The sequence below is a fragment of the Hyphomonas sp. genome (assembly GCF_013823385.1).
Taxonomy (GTDB): domain Bacteria; phylum Pseudomonadota; class Alphaproteobacteria; order Caulobacterales; family Hyphomonadaceae; genus Hyphomonas.
In genome coordinates this window covers 19,654-37,158 of record NZ_PNMA01000034.1, presented here as the reverse complement: position 1 = coordinate 37,158, position 17,505 = coordinate 19,654, and the positions used below count along the sequence as shown (strand labels likewise).

The 17,505-nt window shown below is 64.5% G+C and carries 16 protein-coding genes; 12 read left to right on the top strand and 4 right to left on the bottom strand.

Annotated elements, in window-relative coordinates; translation table 11 throughout:
* The 5 genes from secF to C0456_RS16500 form a co-directional block, all read left to right on the top strand.
* On the top strand, positions 1–1,248 hold a 1,248-nt coding region (secF, locus tag C0456_RS16520; RefSeq protein ID WP_291054356.1), incomplete at its 5' end, for a protein translocase subunit SecF.
* Positions 1,249–1,677: 429 nt separating this feature from the next.
* Complete coding sequence (locus C0456_RS16515) at positions 1,678–3,327, top strand: glucan biosynthesis protein G (RefSeq protein WP_291054354.1); 1,650 nt, start codon at positions 1,678–1,680, stop codon at positions 3,325–3,327.
* A complete protein-coding gene (gene mdoH / locus C0456_RS16510; protein ID WP_291054352.1) occupies positions 3,324–5,495 on the top strand; it encodes a glucans biosynthesis glucosyltransferase MdoH in 2,172 nt (723 codons plus the stop codon). Before C0456_RS16515 ends, mdoH begins: the two co-directional genes overlap by 4 nt.
* Positions 5,496–5,594: 99 nt before the next feature.
* Positions 5,595–5,990 (top strand): RidA family protein, encoded by a 396-nt coding sequence (locus C0456_RS16505; RefSeq protein WP_291054350.1) that lies wholly within the window; start codon positions 5,595–5,597, stop codon positions 5,988–5,990.
* Positions 5,991–6,033: 43 nt separating this feature from the next.
* Entirely contained in the window at positions 6,034–6,783 is a 750-nt protein-coding gene (locus tag C0456_RS16500) for an LOG family protein (RefSeq protein ID WP_291054348.1), read from the top strand.
* Here the strand turns inward: C0456_RS16500 and C0456_RS16495 are convergent.
* Both C0456_RS16495 and C0456_RS16490 read right to left on the bottom strand, forming a co-directional pair.
* Positions 6,780–9,857: a CusA/CzcA family heavy metal efflux RND transporter gene (locus tag C0456_RS16495; RefSeq protein WP_291054346.1), complete on the bottom strand. Its 3,078-nt coding sequence runs from the start codon at positions 9,855–9,857 to the stop codon at positions 6,780–6,782. The genes C0456_RS16500 and C0456_RS16495 overlap by 4 nt on opposite strands.
* 12 nt (positions 9,858–9,869) lie before the next feature.
* Positions 9,870–10,928, bottom strand: a complete 1,059-nt coding sequence (locus tag C0456_RS16490; protein ID WP_291054344.1) for an efflux RND transporter periplasmic adaptor subunit — start codon at positions 10,926–10,928, stop codon at positions 9,870–9,872.
* Here C0456_RS16490 and C0456_RS16485 point away from each other — a divergent pair, their 5' ends adjacent.
* Positions 10,929–11,147 carry a hypothetical protein gene (locus C0456_RS16485; protein WP_291054342.1) on the top strand — a complete coding sequence of 73 codons (219 nt, stop codon included), beginning with the start codon at positions 10,929–10,931 and terminating at the stop codon, positions 11,145–11,147. It abuts the gene before it with no gap.
* A gap of 139 nt (positions 11,148–11,286) precedes the next feature.
* Here the strand turns inward: C0456_RS16485 and C0456_RS16480 are convergent, their stop codons facing one another.
* Positions 11,287–11,634: a hypothetical protein gene (locus C0456_RS16480; protein WP_291054340.1), complete on the bottom strand. Its 348-nt coding sequence runs from the start codon at positions 11,632–11,634 to the stop codon at positions 11,287–11,289.
* A gap of 142 nt (positions 11,635–11,776) precedes the next feature.
* Between C0456_RS16480 and C0456_RS16475 the strand changes: the two genes are divergently transcribed.
* Genes C0456_RS16475 through folK form a run of 6 tightly spaced genes read left to right on the top strand, consistent with a single transcriptional unit; the run spans position 11,777 to position 16,217 of the window.
* On the top strand, positions 11,777–13,135 hold the full coding sequence (locus C0456_RS16475) for an anthranilate synthase component I family protein (RefSeq protein ID WP_291054338.1): 1,359 nt from the start codon (positions 11,777–11,779) through the stop codon (positions 13,133–13,135).
* The gene (locus C0456_RS16470) at positions 13,132–13,716 is read left to right on the top strand and encodes an aminodeoxychorismate/anthranilate synthase component II (protein ID WP_291054336.1); all 585 of its coding nucleotides are present in this window, start codon (positions 13,132–13,134) and stop codon (positions 13,714–13,716) included. Before C0456_RS16475 ends, C0456_RS16470 begins: the two co-directional genes overlap by 4 nt.
* Complete coding sequence (locus C0456_RS16465) at positions 13,713–14,540, top strand: aminotransferase class IV (protein ID WP_291054334.1); 828 nt, start codon at positions 13,713–13,715, stop codon at positions 14,538–14,540. Before C0456_RS16470 ends, C0456_RS16465 begins: the two co-directional genes overlap by 4 nt.
* Complete coding sequence (gene folP / locus C0456_RS16460; protein WP_291054332.1) at positions 14,533–15,366, top strand: dihydropteroate synthase; 834 nt, start codon at positions 14,533–14,535, stop codon at positions 15,364–15,366. Before C0456_RS16465 ends, folP begins: the two co-directional genes overlap by 8 nt.
* Entirely contained in the window at positions 15,356–15,721 is a 366-nt protein-coding gene (gene folB / locus C0456_RS16455; RefSeq protein ID WP_291054330.1) for a dihydroneopterin aldolase, read from the top strand. The genes folP and folB overlap by 11 nt, the downstream gene beginning before the upstream one ends.
* A complete protein-coding gene (gene folK, locus C0456_RS16450) occupies positions 15,714–16,217 on the top strand; it encodes a 2-amino-4-hydroxy-6-hydroxymethyldihydropteridine diphosphokinase (protein ID WP_367179298.1) in 504 nt (167 codons plus the stop codon). The genes folB and folK overlap by 8 nt, the downstream gene beginning before the upstream one ends.
* A gap of 13 nt (positions 16,218–16,230) precedes the next feature.
* Here folK and C0456_RS16445 read toward each other — a convergent pair whose 3' ends face one another.
* Complete coding sequence (locus C0456_RS16445) at positions 16,231–17,337, bottom strand: sensor domain-containing diguanylate cyclase (protein ID WP_291054326.1); 1,107 nt, start codon at positions 17,335–17,337, stop codon at positions 16,231–16,233.
* Between the last annotated feature and the right edge of the window lie 168 nt (positions 17,338–17,505).

Genomic DNA, 17,505 nt, shown 5'->3' with positions numbered 1-17,505 from the left:
ATCGCGGTGGACGCCAACGTGCTGATCAATGAGCGCATACGGGAGGAAAGCCGCAAGGGCGTCAGCGCGCTCGCCGCGCTCGACCGGGGTTTCAAGATTGCCTATTCGACCATTCTTGACGCCAACATCACCACGCTGATCGCCACGGCGTTGCTGTTCATGTTCGGCACCGGCCCGGTGAAGGGCTTTGCCGTCACCATGGTGATCGGCACAGCCGTCTCGATGTTCACCGCCATTACGGTGGTCCGTGTCCTGATGACGGCCTGGGTGCGCCATCGCAGGATGAAGAAGATCAATATCGAACCGCTGTTCCGGATTGTGCCGGATGGCTCGAAAATCTCCTTCATGAAGGCGCGCTATTTCGGCATCGCCAGCTCCATCCTTCTTTCGCTTGTCTCCGTCGGCCTCTTCATGAAGCCGGGGCTGAATTACGGCATCGATTTCACCGGCGGCATCCAGGTGGAGATCGCCACGCCGCAGGCTGCCAACCTTGCCCAGCTTCGCTCGGAACTGGGCAGCCTCGGGCTGGGCGAAGTGACGCTGCAGCAGCTCGGCGGGAAGAATGAAGTGCTGATCCGCGTCCAGCGCCAGGAGGGCGGAGAGACGGCGCAGACCGCCGCCATCAACACCGTCCGCAAGACGCTGGCAGAGATCGATCCGGGCATCTCGGTGGAGCGTACCGAAGTCGTCGGGCCGAAAGTCTCCGGCGAGCTTGCCCGCAATGGCGCCATCGCCGTTGGCCTCGCCAGCCTTGCGATGCTGCTCTACATCTGGTGGCGCTTCGAGTGGAACTTCGCCATCGGCGCCATCCTGACGCTGGCGCTCGATACCACCAAGATGATCGGCTTCTTCGTCATCATGGGGCTGGACTTCAACCTGACCGCCATCGCCGCCCTTTTGACCTTCATCGGCTATTCGGTGAACGACAAGGTGGTGGTCTATGACCGGATGCGGGAGAATATCCGTCTCGCCAAGCGCTATGACCTGCGAACGATCATCGACACCAGCATCAACCAGGTACTGACGCGCTGTATCTTCACCTCGATGACGACCCTGCTGGCGATCGTGCCGATGGCCATCTGGGGCGGCAAGGCTGTGGAAAACTTCGCCCTGCCGATGGTGTTCGGCGTGCTCATCGCCACCGCCTCGTCGATCTTCATCGCGGCGCCAATCCTTCTGCTGCTGGGCAATCTGGCCCAGCGCCACCAGCATACCGGGACCCTTCAGGCGGAGACCTCTCCGTCCTGAAAATCCCCGGTTGGGAGCGCCGCACACTCTGCCTGTCCTCGCGGCGCTCCCTCTCTTTTTGCTGGCTGCAGTGCCCGGTTTCCGGGCGGGGCTGCAGCCGGATCGTTCACGACACATGTGCGACAGCACCGCGATGCAGGGGTCACAAATCTGCCTTCGGTTTGCCGCATTGTCATGAAAAACGGGCCCTGTTCCCTCCCGACTGACAACGTGCCCCATCCCCTGATCCCGCCTGTAGTCCGATCCATGCCGCCTGACCTGGCCGGCACAGTTCGAAGGCAACCAATTGCGGCCGCGTTCGTTAGACAGGCTCCGGGTATGCTGCGCCGCAGCAAAGCGGCTCCCGGAGTCTCGGGAAGGTGTTGGTAAAGGAGTATGCGCTTGAGGCCGTTATCGAGCGTCTCAGTCAGGATTGTGTGCGGCCTTGCGATGGCCGGGCTTCTCATTTCCAGCTGTTCTCCCTCTGCCGATCCCGCCCCGGAGGCCCCCGCAAAGCCTGCTCCGGCAGACCCTGCCGCTGAAGGCGAGGCGCCCGCTGAGCCGATGATGGCGGCGGCGCCTGAGGCCGTGCTCGAAACGCTGAGCCCTGAGGCGGCTGCTGCGCTGGCGGCGTCGGAGGGGGATCCCTCGGCCGCGCCCCCGCCGCCCGCCACGCCGGAGTTCGACTTCGAGGACGTGCGCCGCAAGGCCGAAATCCTCGCCAGCCGCCCGTTCCAGACGCCGCCCGGCATTCCGAAAGAGGCCGGCGCGCTCGACTATGACGCCTACCGCCGCATCGAGCTGCGCCAGGAAGCAGCCCTCTGGAAGGACAGCTCGGACAAGTTCCGCATACTGCCAGACCCGCGCGGCTATCTCTTCAACCAGGCCGTCCGCCTGAACTTCGTTGAGGAGGGCAAGGAAGTTGCCCGGCCCTATTCGCCTGACGATTTCAATTTCTTTGATCTGCCGCTCTCAGAGGAGGCCCAGCGCCTGCTCGGCTTTGCCGGGTTCCGGGTGGTCACGCCGCTGAACATTGCCGGCAAATGGGACGAGCTGATCAGCTTCCGCGGGGCCAGCTTCTTCCGGGCTCTCGGCGCGGGCAATCTTTACGGCGCCTCGGCGCGCGGCATCTCCATCGGGACCGCGTCGCCCGAAGGCGAGCAGTTCCCGTATTTCCGCGAATTCTGGCTGCAGAAACCTGCGCCGGGGTCCGACACGATCCGCATCTATGCGCTGCTCGACGGGGAAAGCATCACCGGCGCCTATGAGTTCGCGGTGACGCCGGGTGTCGAGACGAAGATGCAGATCACGGCGACGCTGTTTCCGCGCAAAACACTGTCAACCGTGGGCATCTCGCCGCTCACCTCGATGTATTTCTTCTCGCCGCACGACATCCGGAAGCATCCGAATGATTTCCGCCCGGCGGTGCATGATTCTGAAGGCCTCTCGATCCAGATGTATAATGGCGAATGGGTCTGGCGGCCGCTGTTCAATCCGAAGGCGCTGCAGGTGTCGGTGCTGGCCGATCGCCCGCCGCTCGGCTTTGGCCTCGTCCAGCGCAAGCGCGGCTTTGATGACTATGCCGACATCGAGGCGGGCTATCACCACCGCCCGACCGTCTGGGTTCAGCCCAAGGCCGGTTGGGGCGAGGGCGAGCTGATGCTGGTCGAAATCCCGACGGTGAACGAATACAACGACAACATCGTTGCGTACTGGAAGCCGAAAACCCCCTGGCAGCCGGGCACGGCCTACACGGTCTCCTATGACATGAAATGGAGCCTGCTCACCTCGTCCGTGCCCGATGTGACGAGTGTGGCAAACACGTTTGCCGGCGTGAAGCCCGCCTCGACCCAGCAGCTGTTCGTGATCGATTACGAGCAGATCCCCGAAGCCCTGCTGAACGGCGTGGAGGCCGATGTCTCCACATCGGCCGGCAAGATCGTCAATCCCGTGATCAAGACCAATCCCGAGACCGGAAAAGTCCGGCTCAGCTTCGAACTCGAAGCACAGAATACCGACGTGGCGGAGCTTCGCGCCCTGCTCACGAAGGGGGGCAAGCCCATCACTGAAACCTGGCTTTACCGTTGGCGGAAGGAATGACCTTGCTGCGCGCACGTCCCACCGAATTCCCGATTGATATGCCGAGCCAGTCCCTGGCCGGTCCTGTCCCTGTTTCGGCGCATCGTCCGGCCTCGGACATCTGGCGGAAGCTGTTCCTTCTGGTTTCCTCTCTCGGGCTGACGGCCTGGGCGACCTATGAGATGCATGAAGTGCTGTCGGTTTCCGGGCTGACGCTGCTGGAATGGGCACTGCTGGCGATCTTTGCCATCAACATCGTCTGGGTCTGCTACGCCTTCATCAACGCCACCATGGGCTTCTTCTCGGCGATTGGCTCGCTGATGAAAAAGCCGCGCGCGGACGCAGGGCCAGACCTGCGCAACACGCGCACGGTCATTGCCTTCCCGATCTATAACGAGAATGTCGAGCATATCTTCGGCACGGTGCTGGCCACCGCAAAGATGATGTCGGGCGCGCCCGGCCGGTTTGATTGTTTCATCCTCAGCGACACGACCGATCCGGAAGTCGCCCTTGCCGAGGAAGCCGCCTTCGAGCGCATCCGCCAGCATTCACCGTCTGATGTGCGCATCTGGTATCGCCGCCGCACGATCAACCATCATCGCAAGGCAGGCAATATCCGTGACTTCGTCACCCGCTGGGGCGGCCGCTACGACTATATGATCGTCTATGACGCCGACTCCTATATGGAGCGCGACACGCTGATCGAGCTTGTGCGCCAGATGGAGGAATCCCCGCGCACCGGCCTTATCCAGACCATTCCGCAACTTGTGGGCGGGGAGAGCCTGTTTGCCCGCATCCAGCAGTTTGCCGCCGCGCTCTATGGCCCTGTGCTCGGCCATGGCATCGCCTGGTGGGCCCAGAAGGAAGGCAATTTCTGGGGCCATAACGCGATCATACGTGTGCAGGCAATGGCGCAGGCCGCCGGCCTGCCGGAACTGCCGGGCCGCGCGCCGTTTGGCGGCCATATCCTCAGCCACGACTTTGTGGAGGCCGCGCTGCTGCGCCGGGCCGGCTGGAATGTCGAGATCAAGCCGGCGCTGAGCGGCTCCTATGAACAAGGCCCGCCGACGATCATCGATCTGGTGATCCGCGACCGCCGCTGGTGCCAGGGCAACATGCAGCACATGCTGGTACTCCTGAAAACACGCGGCCTCGCCTGGACGAGCCGGTTCCACCTGATCACCGGCATTTTCTCTTATCTCTCCTCGCCGCTCTGGCTGATCTTCATCACCGTGGGTATGGCCCTGTCGCTTCAGAACAGCTTCATGCGCCCGTCCTATTTCGGCGATGGCTTCTCGCTGTTCCCCACCTGGCCGGTGATCGACTCCGTGCGCGCGCTCAACCTCTTCATCGTGACGATGGTGATTCTCTTCGCGCCGAAGATTTATGGCCTCATCTATGGCCTGATCAGCCCGCTCTGGCGCCGCCAGGTCGGCATGTTCCGCACCATGCTGGGCGTGCTGACAGAGACATTCCTCTCGGTACTGATTGCCCCGATCATGATGGTCACCCAGACCAGCGCCGTCATCAGCGTGCTGACCGGGCGCGACTCCGGCTGGTCGCCGCAGAAGCGCACGGAGGATGGCTATTCCCTGATGGCTACCCTGCGCCACAGCGCGCCCGCCATGACGCTCGGCGTGGTGCTGACGGTGGCTGCCATGATCATCTCGCCGGTCTATGCCGCCTGGCTTGCCCCGGCCACCATCGGCCTGATCCTCTCGGTGCCGCTGTCCTACTGGACGGCCAAGCGCTCGGCCGGGCAGGCCTTCCGCAAGGCAGGGGCGCTGGTCTCTCCGGCGGAAGTCGCCGTGCCAGCCTCCTTCGCCGCCGCGCAGGAAGCCCAGGCCGTGTTCCGTGATCTGCGCCCGGCAGATCTCTACACCCTGCTGCTCGACCAGGTGAAACAGCAGCGCCGCTGCGCCCTGGTGGACACGCACTGGTCGCTTGGCCGCCACGAGGTTCACACGCCGCTGGCTGTTGCCAGGGCGCGCACGGAGACGGCCGAGTCGGCCGCCGAATACGTCGCCGCGCTCAGCAAGGGCGAGAAGATCGCGCTGCTCAACTCCTGCCGGGATCTCGCCTCGGTCAGCGCCACCTTCTCCGCCTCCGGCCGCCCGCTCAGCCGCGCCGTGCTGAATGGCGGCCACCTGCTGCCGCCGGAGATTGCCCAGGACCGCACCGCCTCCTAGGCCGCGCACCGCAGAAGGATGACGAATTAAGGTCGCATTGCCCGCGATCGATCCTACATGCCGTGAACCCAATCAGCCCCTTCCTGAAAGGACAGCGACATGCCCAGAAACGAGCCCGTCTTTCCCAAAGATCGCCACGCCCTCTACGAGCAGCACGGGTATTCCGCCGCGATTCGCTCCGGGGACCTGCTTTTTGTCTCGGGTCAGGTCGGCAGCCGCCCGGATGGTTCGCCGGAACCTGATTTCGCCAAACAGGTGCAGCTCGCCTTCGACAATCTCCAGGCCGTGCTCGATGCGGCTGGCTGCAGCCTCAGCGACATTGTCGATGTCACCACTTTCCACACCGATCCCGAAGCCCAGTTCGGAACCATCATGGAGGTGAAAAGCCGCGTTTTCCCCCAGCCGCCCTATCCGAACTGGACCGCCGTGGGTGTCACCTGGCTTGCCGGCTTCGACTTCGAGATCAAAGTCATTGCCCGCTGTCCTGAAAAATAGAATGCCTTAAAAGGGGGGCCTTCAATTCAGGCAGGAGGCCCTCATGGCAGCGGACAATTACAGCGATAACCCGGTCTACCGGCTGGCCGCGTTCGATCAGGATTTCGTCCTGGGCGATTCCATGCGGGGCGCGCGCTTCATGATGGAATACGCCAAGGCCGAGGAGTATCTGCGCTACGAGCGCGTGCGCTCCACCATCGTCGCCTTCGGCAGCGCCCGCATCCGCGAAGATGGCGGGGAATGGCAATCGCGCATCTACAACGCCGCGCGCACCTTCGGGCGCATCGCGTCCGAGCGCGGCGGCGCCCTCTGCGACGGACGCCAGTGGCGCGACAATGTCATCGCCACCGGCGGCGGCCCCGGCGTGATGGAAGCGGCCAATCGCGGCGCGCGGGACGCAGGCGCTGTCACCATCGGCTTCAACATCCAGCTCCCGCACGAGCAATTCCCCAACCCCTACATCACCCCTGACCTGAACTTCCAGTTCCACTATTTCGCCATGCGCAAGATGCACCTGGCCATGCGCGCCCGCGCCCTGATGATCTTCCCCGGCGGCTTCGGCACGATGGACGAGCTGTTCGAATTCCTCACCCTCAGCCAGACCGGCAAGGGACATCACATGCCGGTCGTGCTCTATGACCGCAACTTCTGGACACGGATCATCAACTTCGAGGCCTTCGCCGAGGCCGGCATGATCAGCCCGGACGATCTCAACCTGTTCGAGTTCGCCGACGATCCGGAGGAGGCGTGGGAAAGCCTCCTCCGGCGCGGCCTGGAAGTGCCGGAAATCTAGCCCGGCGCCTCCGCTCTGGGCGCAAACCAGCGGTGCAGCGCCGGCAGCACCAGCAGGGTGAGCAGGGTGGAGGTCACCAGCCCGCCCATCACCACGGTCGCCAGCGGCCGCTGCACCTCGGCGCCCACGCCGGTGGCAAACAGCAGCGGCGCAAGCCCCAGCGTCGTGGTCAGCGCCGTCAGCAGCACGGGCCGCGCCCGCCGCCCCGCTGCCTCGATGGCCAGCGCGTCCAGAGGCCGGCCCTCCCGCGCAAACGCGTCCATGAAGCTGACGAGCACCATCCCGTTGCCCAGCGCGATGCCGAACAGCGCAATGAAGCCCACCGTGGCGGGCACGGAGACGGGCAGCCCCGCCAGCCAGAGCGCCAGCGCCCCGCCGGTCAGCGCCAGGGGTATGTTGATCAGGATCAGCGCAGCCGAAGCCAGCCGCCCGAAAGTCAGCAGAAGGACAATCAGCACAATGCCGAGGGTTATGGGAATAACCACGGCAAAGCGTGCATTCGCCTGCTGCTGCAACTCGAACTGCCCGCCCCATTCCATCCGGTAGCCGGCCGGCAGCGCCAGCGCCCCCGCAGCGGTCTGCGCCTCGGCCACATAGGAGCCGATGTCCCGGCCGCGCACGTTGAGCTGCACCGTGATGAACCGCTCGCCATTCTCCCGCGTGATCTGGCGCGGCCCGGTCAGTTCGCGAATATCGGCCACAGCCTCCAGCGGCACGCGCGCGCCGCTGTCTGAGCGCAGGATGATCCGCCCGATGGCCGCCGCGCTGCTGCGGCTTTCCTCGGTATAGCGCACCATCACCGGGAATTGCCGCACGCCTTCGAACACGGCGCCTGCCTGCGCCCCGCCAACGCCCGCCCGCAAAGCCTCCAGCCCGTCATCCACGGTCAGGCCATAGCGTCCCAGCGCTTCCCGGTTCATCGCCACGACAAGTTGCGGCGCGCCGGTGATCTGGTCGGCCTGCACATCGCTCGCCCCGCGCACGCCCTGCAGGATGGCCTGCAGCTTCTGCGAACTCGCCAGCAGGACATCCGTATCAGGACCGAATATCTTCACCGCCAGCTGCGCCCGCGTGCCGGTCACCAGCTCGTCCACAGACATCGCAATCGGCTGGCCCACGCTCACCTGCACGCCGGGATAGGCGCCCAGAGTGTCTGAGATCGCCGCACGCAGGTCTTCCGGCGAAAGCCCCTTGCGCCACTGGCTGCGCGGCTTCAGCGCCACGAAGCTTTCAGATGAGTTCACCGGGTCGGCATGGGCGCCCACCTCGCCGCGCCCGATCCGGCTGACAACGGACGCGACCTCCGGAAAGGCGTCGAGCAGCCGCTTCTCGATCCGGGTGACGGTCGCGGCCGCCTCGGTGAGGGAGACTGACGGCGCCATGGTGATACGCATCACGATATCGCCTTCCTCCAGCGCAGGCTGGAACTCTGACCCCAGCTGCGTCATCGCCGCTCCGCCTGCTGCCAGAAGGCCGGCGGCCAGCCCGATGGCCGCCATCCGCCTGCGGATGAAGAAGGCAGACACCGGCTGCACGATACGCCCCACCCGGTCAAGGCCAGCGCTGGCGGCGCGCCTTGCCGGGCGCATCAGGCCGAAGGCCATCGCCGGCGCGATCAGCGCGGCATAGATCAGCGAGCCGAACATGGCGAGCGCGGCCGCAGCGGCCAGTGGCCGGAAGGTTTTCCCCTCCACGCCCTGGAGCGCAAACAGCGGCAGGAACACGATGATCACCACCGCCACGGCGGAAATCAGCGGCGCGATCACTTCGGCGGTCGCCCGCCCGATGGTTTCCTGCGCGCTTTCTCCCTCGGCCCGCTCCCGGAAGCCCCGGTCCACATTCTCGGCAATCACGATGGCCCCGTCCACCATCATGCCGATGGCAATCGCCACCCCGCCCAGCGACATCAGGTTTGCGCTGATGCCGAAAGCCTGCATCGCAATGAACGCAAAGCCCACGGAGAAGGGGATCGACAGAACCACCACAAGGCTCGGCCGCCATCCGCCCAGGAACAGGAAGATCAGCGCCGCCACCAGCAGCGCCCCCTGCCAGAGGGCGGTGGTCACGGTTGCCGCCGCCTTCTCCACCAGCGCGCCCTGATCGTAATAGGGAATGGCCTTCACGCCATCGGGCAGGGTCTGGTTGATCTCGTCAAAGCGCTGCTTGGCTCTGGCAATCACTTCGGATGTGTTGGAGCCATAAAGCTTCAGCACCAGGCCCGCCACAACCTCGCCCTCGCCATTGGCGGTCGCAAGGCCCTGTCGAACCCCGCCGCCAAGGCCCACCTCTCCCAGATCGCCCACGCGCACGGCGCGCCCGTCCTGCGTCTTCACAGGGGTTTCGGCAAGGTCGGCGGCCGTGTGCGCAAGGCCCGCCCCGCGCACGGTGAACTGCTCGGCGCCTGCCTCGATATATTGCGCGCCCTCGGTGCGGTTGGCCGCTTCCAGCGCAGCGATCACATCCTTCAGGCTGATGTCATAGGCGATCAGCAGGTCCGGGTTCAGGCGAACCTGATATTCCTTCTCCTCGCCGCCGAGGATCAGCACCTCGGTTATACCGTCCACGGATTGCAGCGGATATTTGATCATCCAGTCGGCAATCTCGCGCATCTCGATGAGGGAGCGCGTGCCCGTCTCATCCACCAGCTTGAAATAGAGGATGATGCCAAGCCCGGTGGAGATCGGCCCCATCTTCGGCGTGCCGAAGCCTTCGGGGATGCCTTCGGCCGCTTCCGCCAGCCGCTCTCCGGTCACCTGCCGGGCGAAATACATGTCGGTGCCGTCCTCGAAATAGAGGTTCACGACTGACAAGCCAAAATTCGAGGTAGACCGCATGGACTGCATCTTCGGCAGGCCGGACATCGCCGTCTCGATCGGGAAGGTCACATACCGCTCCACCTCTTCAGGCGAGAGGCCGCCGGTCTCGGTGAACACCTGCACAAGCGAGGGCGAAGGGTCGGGGAAGGCATCCACCGGCAGGGCGCGGAAGGCAAACACGCCGCCCAGCGTCAGCGCCAGCGTGGCAATGGCGGCCAGCAGCCGGCCCCCGGCAATATGGTGCATCAGGGTTTTCATCTGTCCGGCCTCCTAGTGAACGTGGCCGTCGCCGAACGCGTCTTTTTCAAGCTGAGCTTTCAGCGTGAAGGCGCCTTCGGAAACATAAGCGTCACCGGCCGACAGGCCGGAGCGGATTTCGGTAAAGCCGCCCGCCTTGCGGCCGGGCTCAATGGCGCGCGGGGCAAAGCCGTCATCGGCCGGCACGAACACGCTCGCCCGCCCCTCCACCTGAACAATGGCTCCGTCCGGCACGCGCAGAACCGGCGCGCCGTCTCCGGCGGCAATCTCTGCCGTCACGAACTGGCCGGGGCGCAGCCGCCCATCGGCATTGTCCACGATCACCCGCGCGGTGGCCGTGCGGGAGGCTTCGTCGATCAGCGGCAGGATCAGGGCAATGCTGCCTTCAGCGGCAGGGGCGCCATTTTCCTCGCGCAGGGTCACGGCCATGCCCTCGCGCAGCCGGGCGTAATCGCTCTTGTAAACGGCAATGTCGGCCCACACGACGCTGTCATCGGCCACCACGAACAGCGGCGCGGCAGCGCCCCCGCTCACCGTTTCGCCGAGGGACAGGGACCGGCGCACAACCCGCCCGCCAATCGGCGCGGTGATGGCGATGCTGCCCAGCGCCCCATCCTCGATATGCTCCAGCCGGTCGAGCGTGGCATGGGTCACGCCAATGGCGTGCAGCTTGTTCTCCACCGCCTTGCGGGCCGCTTCGGCACTGGCCACCCCGGCGCGCGCAGCCTGCAGGTCCGCTTCGGGCGTCGCCCGGTGCTGCCACAGCGTCTCCTCCCGCGTCAGCGTGTCCCGGGCCAGCGCCTCGGCCGCCAGCGCGGTCATGTAATCGGCCTTCATCCCGGCCAGCTCCCGGCTGTTGACCACCGCCAGCGTCTCGCCCTTGCGCACGGTTGCGCCCTCCGCCGCGCCCAGGCGGGTCACCACCCCGTCCACCCTCGCCGACACATTGGCGATCCGGTCTGCGTCAAACCGGATCTCGGCCGGCAGCTTCAGCGTGGCGCCGAGCGGGGCAGGGCTTGCGGTGGAGATCCGGATGCCGGCTTCGCGGGCCGCTTCGGGGGAAAGCGCCACATGGTCGCCGCCTTCCTCGTCGTGCTCGTCGTGGTCGTGGTCATCGTCATGATCGTGGTCGTGGGTGTCCTCATCGTGTCCGGAATTGTCCGGATTTGTCCGGGAGTGTCCGGATTTGTCCACTTCCTGACCATGTGTGTGCCCATCCTGTCCCGCCTTGGCAGGGGTCTGCGCCCCGCAGGCAGCCAGGGTCAGCGCAAGGGGCAGGCCCAGCGCTAACCGTTTGAATTCATTGAACCTGCAGCCGCGCGCGAGCGCGCCCCCAAGGGCGTCTCTGATTTTGAAAAACAAGGGTTTTTTCCTCGGATTGATCCAGAACCGGCCAGAAGGATTTTCCAGCCTCGAAATGCTCTGAAGATCAGCCCCGAGGCGGCCGGTAAGGCCCCGCCGCCGCCAGCCGCACCAGCGGCGCCGCCGTCACATCCGTCCCAGCAGGGGCCACTCGCCCTGTAAACACGGGCATCTCCGCCTTGCTGCCCAGCCAGTGGAAATGGCAGGTGCCACAGCCATGCGCCGTATGGCCATGGGCGTCGTGCGCATGGCCGGCCTCGCCGGAAACTTCGGTTTCGTCGTCACAGGCAAAGGTAATTTCGCTATGCGATTCAGGGCTTTCTGCCGCCGCCAGGGCAGGCGTCGCCACCAGCGACACCATCAGAAGGGCAGCCACAAGACGGCGAAGCCAGAAGAGAAGGCGGGTGGGTCGCATGAGGCCTGCTTACGGCAAACCGGTTTCTGAATCATCACCCTTTCCCCGCAGAAGGCCCCGGCGGGGCGAAATGTCCTGCCCAAGCCGCATTCAGAGCCGCAGCGCCTTTCCGCCAATCCTGCCGCAGGCTAGAGAAGCGCCCATGCTGGCTGAAGCGCTGCCCTCCTTCGATCCTGTTGCCGCCGCAATGGCCCTGCGGGGAGAGGACGGCTTCCTCTGGCTGGACAGCGCCGCCCCGGACCATCCCGGCGCGCGATATTCCTATATCTGCGTCTGGCCGGTGGACCGGCTGCAGCTGGACGCGGCCGCAGAGGCCGCCGGCAGGCTGCGCGCCTGGATTGGCGGGCGCCAGATAGCCCGCATTGACGGCGGCGCGCCGTTTCAGGGCGGGGCTGCGGGCTATCTCTCCTACGATTTTGCGCCCGCCTTCATGGGCCGCTTCCAGTCGCGCCACAGCCCCGTCCTGACGCCGGCACTGGAGTTTGGCCTCTATGACACCGTGATCGCCTTCGATCATGGTGCTCAAGCGGCCCACATTTATTCTGCGGGGTTGTGGGCGGGCGATACTGCGCCCGATGAGCAACTGGCGAAGGAGAAAATCAGGCGCCTGAAAGAGAGGCTGGCCGCGCCGGTCCCCCCGCTGCCTCCACCGGAAGCCCTCTCCTGGACGCCGCGCAGCGCGCCGGGCGGCTATCAGGCCAGCGTTTCCCGCGTGAAGGAATATATTCGCGACGGAGATGTTTATCAGGCCAATATTTCCGGTCTCTGGACGGCCGGGCCGCTCTCCCCGGAAGCGGCATTTGCGCAATATCTTCAGGGGCGGGCCCGATCGCCGGCGCCCTTTTCTGCGTTCGGTGTGTTTGAGGGGCGCGCCATTGCCAGTTTTTCGCCCGAGCGCCTGATCAGCGCCGATGGCGAAGGCCGGGTGAAGGCAGAGCCCATCAAGGGCACCATCCGGCGCCGCGAAGACGCGGCCGAAGATACCGCCGCCCGCGCCGCGCTGCTCGTCTCGGAGAAGGACCGGGCAGAAAATGTGATGATCGTGGACCTGCTCCGCAACGATATTTCGCGGGTCTGCACATCTGCTTCGGTGTCGGTCTCCTCCCTCTGCCGGCTGGAGACCTTTGCAAACCTTCACCACCTCGTCTCGACGGTGGAGGGAAAACTGGCGCCGGGGCAGACGGCGGCAGACCTTCTGGCGGCGGTGTTTCCCGGCGGCTCGATCACCGGCGCGCCGAAGCTGCGCGCGATGGAGATTATCGACGCGCTGGAGCCTGAAGCGCGGGGCATCTTCTGCGGATCGATGGGTTGGATCGGCCATGATGGCGCGATGGATTTCTCGATCCTGATCCGCACGCTGGAAATATTGCCAGACGAAACAAGGCTCTGGGCGGGCGCAGGCATTACGCTGCTCTCTGATCCGGAGGCGGAGCATGAGGAAATCTGCCTGAAGGCAGAACGGATCATGGGAAGGTCTGCGCTGCCGGTGAAAACATCATGATCCTTATGCTGAATAATAGGGACAGCTTCGTCTTCAATCTCGCCCGCTATTTCAGCGAACTTGGCTGCGAGATCGAAGTGGCCGACAGTGACCGGATCACGGTTGCGGAGATTGAGGCGATGGCGCCGGAGGCGCTGGTGATTTCGCCGGGCCCCTGCACTCCGGCAGAGGCGGGCGTCTCGCTGGAGGCGATCAGGGTTCTGGGAGAGCGCCTGCCCATCCTTGGCGTCTGCCTCGGTCATCAGGCGATTGCGGCGGCGCATGGATGGCCGGTCCGGCGCGCCAGATCGCCTGCGCATGGCCGCGCCGCCCGGATCACGCATACCGGATTGCGCCTGTTCGCAGGGTTGCCCTCTGCCTTCGATGTCGGGCTCTATCATTCCCTGATCGCGGCATCGCCGGACGCGGAGGGGGATTTGGTGATCGACGCTGTTTCGCCTTCAGGTGAAGTGATGGCTCTGTCGCACATTTCCCGCCCTGTGTACGGAATCCAGTTTCATCCGGAATCCATTCTCACCGAATGCGGACCAGAATTGCTGAAGAATTTCCTCAATATCGCCCGCGCCTGGAGGCAGACATGATCCGGATACACCAGTCCGTTTCCGGGGCTGAAAATGTTCAGCCTTTTGATCTCACAGATCGCGGATTGCTGCTGGCCGATGGGTTGTTTGACACCTCCCGTGTGGTCGGTGGGCGGATCATCCTCATGCGAGCACATCTGGCTCGCCTGACCGGCGATGCGGCGGCGCTCGGGATTGAGGTTACCCCCGAAGCGCTGGAGGCGCTTGCCGGAGAAGCCGTTCCCGGCGGCGCAGAGGGCGCGTTGCGGCTGACGGTTACGCGCGGCCCCGGCGGGCGCGGACTGGCGGGGGAGACAGCCGGCGCGCCAACCCTGATGGCGCGCTTTTCGCCCATGGAAATGCCCTATCCGATGCCGCCGGTCCGCCTTGGCATCAGCGCCATCCGCCGGAATTCGACCTCACCCACCGCCCGGCACAAGACCTTGTCCTATACGGATAATATCATGGCCCTGCGGGAAGTGGTGGCGGCAGGCCATGAAGAGGCTTTGTTGCTGTCCCCGGATGGGAAAGTTGCCTGCGCCTCTGCCGCCAATGTGTTTGCGCGCTTTGGCAACCGGCTGGTGACCCCGCCGGTATCGGATGGCGCGATGCCGGGCATTGTCCGGGGCTGGCTGCTTCAGGCCGCAATCGGCGCAGGGTTTGAAACGGCCGAGGAAAGTCTGACGCCGGACCGTCTGACCCAGGCGGACGGCATCTTCCTGACCAACAGCCTGCGGATATTCCAGCCTGTCAGCACCTTTGCCGGGCGCAGCCTTGATACGTCACTGCCGCCCGCGCTGATCCAGCTGGGCCACGCGCTTCTGGAAGGGGCCTTCGATGATTGATGTGGCGCGGCGAGACCGGATACTGGCGCGGGTACGCGCAGAGCCGGTCATCATGGGCATCCTCAATGTCACGCCCGACAGTTTCTCCGATGGCGGAAGGCACACGACACTCGAAGCCGCCGAAGCTCAGGCTATGCGGATGCTGGCAGAGGGCGCGGCCGTCATTGATATTGGCGGAGAGTCCACCCGGCCAGGTGCTGCGCCGGTTTCGGCCGCAGAGGAGCTTGCGCGTGTCATCCCGGTGATCCGGCATCTGTCGCGCCAGATGGATGCGCCTCTCTCCATCGACACGGTGAAAGCCTCCGTTGCGCGGGCCGCGATAGATGCCGGCGCAGTGATCATCAATGACGTCACCGGCATGACCGGCGACCCGGAGATGGCCGCCACCGTTGCCGATACGGGCGCGGCCATCGTCATCACCTATCACCGGGGCACGGCTGACGAAGCGGTCGATGCAGTGGCCGATATGCGCGCCTTCTTTGACGGGGCCTTCGAGACAGCGGCGCGTCACGGCATCCCGAAAGAGCGTATCTGGCTGGACCCTGGCGTGGGCTTTGCCAAGACGATCCGGCAGAATCTGGAGGTGATCGCCGGGCTGGAAACGCTGGCGGCGTATGGCTGCCCTGTTCTGGTGGGGCTTTCCCGCAAGAGCTTTATCGGCCATGTCACGGGCCGGGCTGTAAATGATCGCCTTGCTGGCACGCTCACCGCCCATCTGATGGCGCTGCAGCGGGGCGCTCGCGTGCTGCGGGTTCATGATGTAGCTGAGCACACCGATATGTTGCGCCTGTATCAGGCGATCGAAGAGGCAGGGCATGAAAACTGAGATTATCATCCGCAATCTCCGCATCCACGGCTATCACGGCCTCAAGGAGGCGGAGAAGGCGCTCGGCCAGATCTTCGAGGTGGACATCACCTGCGACATGCACACGGACGTGCCGCCGCGCGATGTGATGGAAGATACCGTCTGCTATGGCGAGATCTGTGATCTGGTCGCCAGTGTTTCGGAGACCGAAGTGTTCAACCTGATCGAAACGCTGGCGGAGCGGATTGCCTCGGCGATCTTCGCGAATTTCCCGCCAATCCAGAAAGTCCGTGTCGAGATCCGCAAGCCGCGCGCGCCCATCCGGCATATCGTCAATCATGTCGGCATCGCCATCGAGCGGGAACGCCATGGCTGAAGCGGCGCTCGGGCTCGGTTCCAATCTTGGAGATCGCAGGGCGCATCTTGCGGGCGCTGTGCAGGCGCTGGAAAATCGGGACGGCATCCAGGTAAAGGCGGTGTCGTCTCTCTGGGAAACGCCGCCCTGGGGCATTGAAGACCAGCCGCATTTTCTCAATGCCTGCGTGCTGATCGACACATCGCTTTCGCCCATGGAGGTGCTGGAAGCCTGCCTTGCCATTGAGCGGGCACATGGCCGCGAGCGCAGTTTGCGCTGGGGGCCGCGCACACTTGATATGGATGTTCTATACTATGACGATGTGGAGATCACCGAAGAGAGGTTGATCCTGCCGCATCCGCGCATGCTGCTGCGCAGTTTCGTGCTGGCGCCTCTGGCCGAGATTGCGCCGGAGAAAGTGATTGGCGGGGCGACAATCCGCGAAAATCTGGCGCTGGCGGGGCTTGAGCCCGGCATGAGATGCCTGGGGCCGCTCGACGGTGCATCTGCGACCTGATGCCCCGCGAGCGTCAGGCTGCGCCGGCGGCTCTGCGGGCGAGAGGCAGCGGAATGATCTGGGCGCCTTCCGGGCCGGCGGGCATCAACTCGGCCCTGTCGCGGCCGAGGCGTTTGGCGCGGTAGAGCGCCTTGTCTGCCCGGTCGAGGGAGGCGCTGATGTCACTCTCCGCAGATTCAAGCTGGCTGACGCCCATGCTGATGCTGACGTTGAAGCTGCCTTCGGCGCTTTTGAAGCTGAGGCCACGGGCGGCTTCCCGCAGGCGGTTTGCCAGCAGGAGCGCCGCCTCAATTCCGGTTTCCGGAAGGATGAGCCCGAACTCCTCGCCCCCGAGCCGGCCGAGCAGGTCTGTGTCGCGGATAGTGTCAGCCACCAGTCGCGACAGACGCAGGATGACCTCGTCTCCAACTGCATGGCCATGGACATCGTTGACCCGTTTGAAGTGGTCGATGTCGAACATCAGGACACTGAGCGGATGATTGTGGCGCTGCGCGCGCTGTACTTCCCGCTCGGCGAAGCGGAAGAAGGCGCGGCGGTTCAGCGCCTTCGTCAGCGGATCGGTGACGGCGAGATCATAGAGCGCGCAACGGTCTTCCTCGGCATTGATCAGATCCTGCACCGCATACCGCCCCGCGCTGCAGACGCAGATGTCCTGGCTGACGATGTGCGCCATGTTTTTGAGGAGAATGATTTCTTCCAGCGTGAGCGTGCGCGGCTGGCTGCCGATCAGGCAGAGGGTGCCGAAGCGTTTCCGGTCTGGATCGTGGAGCGGGGCGCCCGCAAAGAAAACGACATGGGGAGCGCCGATGACGGCGGGTTGCCGCGCAAAGTAGGGTTCCAGCCGGGCATCGGCAATTGTAAAGGCTTCATCAGACAGACTGGCGGGCGCGCAGAATGTCTGCAGACAGTCGAACTGATCCTCTGAAACGCCGTGGGAGGCGCGATACCAGTTGCGATAGCGTTCGTTGAGGGCAGCCATCACGATGGGGGCACCCAGCGCCAGGGAAGCTGCGCGTGCGATGTGATCCGCGTTGTGAATATCCTCGCTCTTCAGAATCCGGTAGCGCTGAAGCACTTCGGATTTCTGTTGTTCAAAGCGTGGCGGTGGATAGCTGAGCACGGAAAACACGTCCCTCCGGACATCTTGGTTACCGCGCCGTTATGTATATTCCACGTTGAATTCCGGTTATCCCGGATCGATCAAATTTGATCGATCCGGGCCGTTGGAGCATTTTTCCGGATGTGTATTTCTTAAATTTCGCAGGCAGATCATAAACCCGCCCATGCC

Bases quoted from the DNA above. Each gene is read 5' to 3' on its own strand.
- C0456_RS16515 (WP_291054354.1), top strand. From the start codon at position 1,678: ATGGCCGGGCTTCTCATTTCCAGCTGTTCTCCCTCTGCCGATCCCGCC.
- mdoH (WP_291054352.1), top strand. From the start codon at position 3,324: ATGACCTTGCTGCGCGCACGTCCCACCGAATTCCCGATTGATATGCCG.
- C0456_RS16505 (WP_291054350.1), top strand. From the start codon at position 5,595: ATGCCCAGAAACGAGCCCGTCTTTCCCAAAGATCGCCACGCCCTCTAC.
- C0456_RS16500 (WP_291054348.1), top strand. From the start codon at position 6,034: ATGGCAGCGGACAATTACAGCGATAACCCGGTCTACCGGCTGGCCGCG.
- C0456_RS16495 (WP_291054346.1), bottom strand. From the start codon at position 9,857: ATGAAAACCCTGATGCACCATATTGCCGGGGGCCGGCTGCTGGCCGCC.
- C0456_RS16485 (WP_291054342.1), top strand. From the start codon at position 10,929: ATGGTCGCCGCCTTCCTCGTCGTGCTCGTCGTGGTCGTGGTCATCGTC.
- C0456_RS16480 (WP_291054340.1), bottom strand. From the start codon at position 11,634: ATGCGACCCACCCGCCTTCTCTTCTGGCTTCGCCGTCTTGTGGCTGCC.
- C0456_RS16475 (WP_291054338.1), top strand. From the start codon at position 11,777: ATGCTGGCTGAAGCGCTGCCCTCCTTCGATCCTGTTGCCGCCGCAATG.
- C0456_RS16470 (WP_291054336.1), top strand. From the start codon at position 13,132: ATGATCCTTATGCTGAATAATAGGGACAGCTTCGTCTTCAATCTCGCC.
- C0456_RS16465 (WP_291054334.1), top strand. From the start codon at position 13,713: ATGATCCGGATACACCAGTCCGTTTCCGGGGCTGAAAATGTTCAGCCT.
- folP (WP_291054332.1), top strand. From the start codon at position 14,533: ATGATTGATGTGGCGCGGCGAGACCGGATACTGGCGCGGGTACGCGCA.
- folB (WP_291054330.1), top strand. From the start codon at position 15,356: ATGAAAACTGAGATTATCATCCGCAATCTCCGCATCCACGGCTATCAC.
- folK (WP_367179298.1), top strand. From the start codon at position 15,714: ATGGCTGAAGCGGCGCTCGGGCTCGGTTCCAATCTTGGAGATCGCAGG.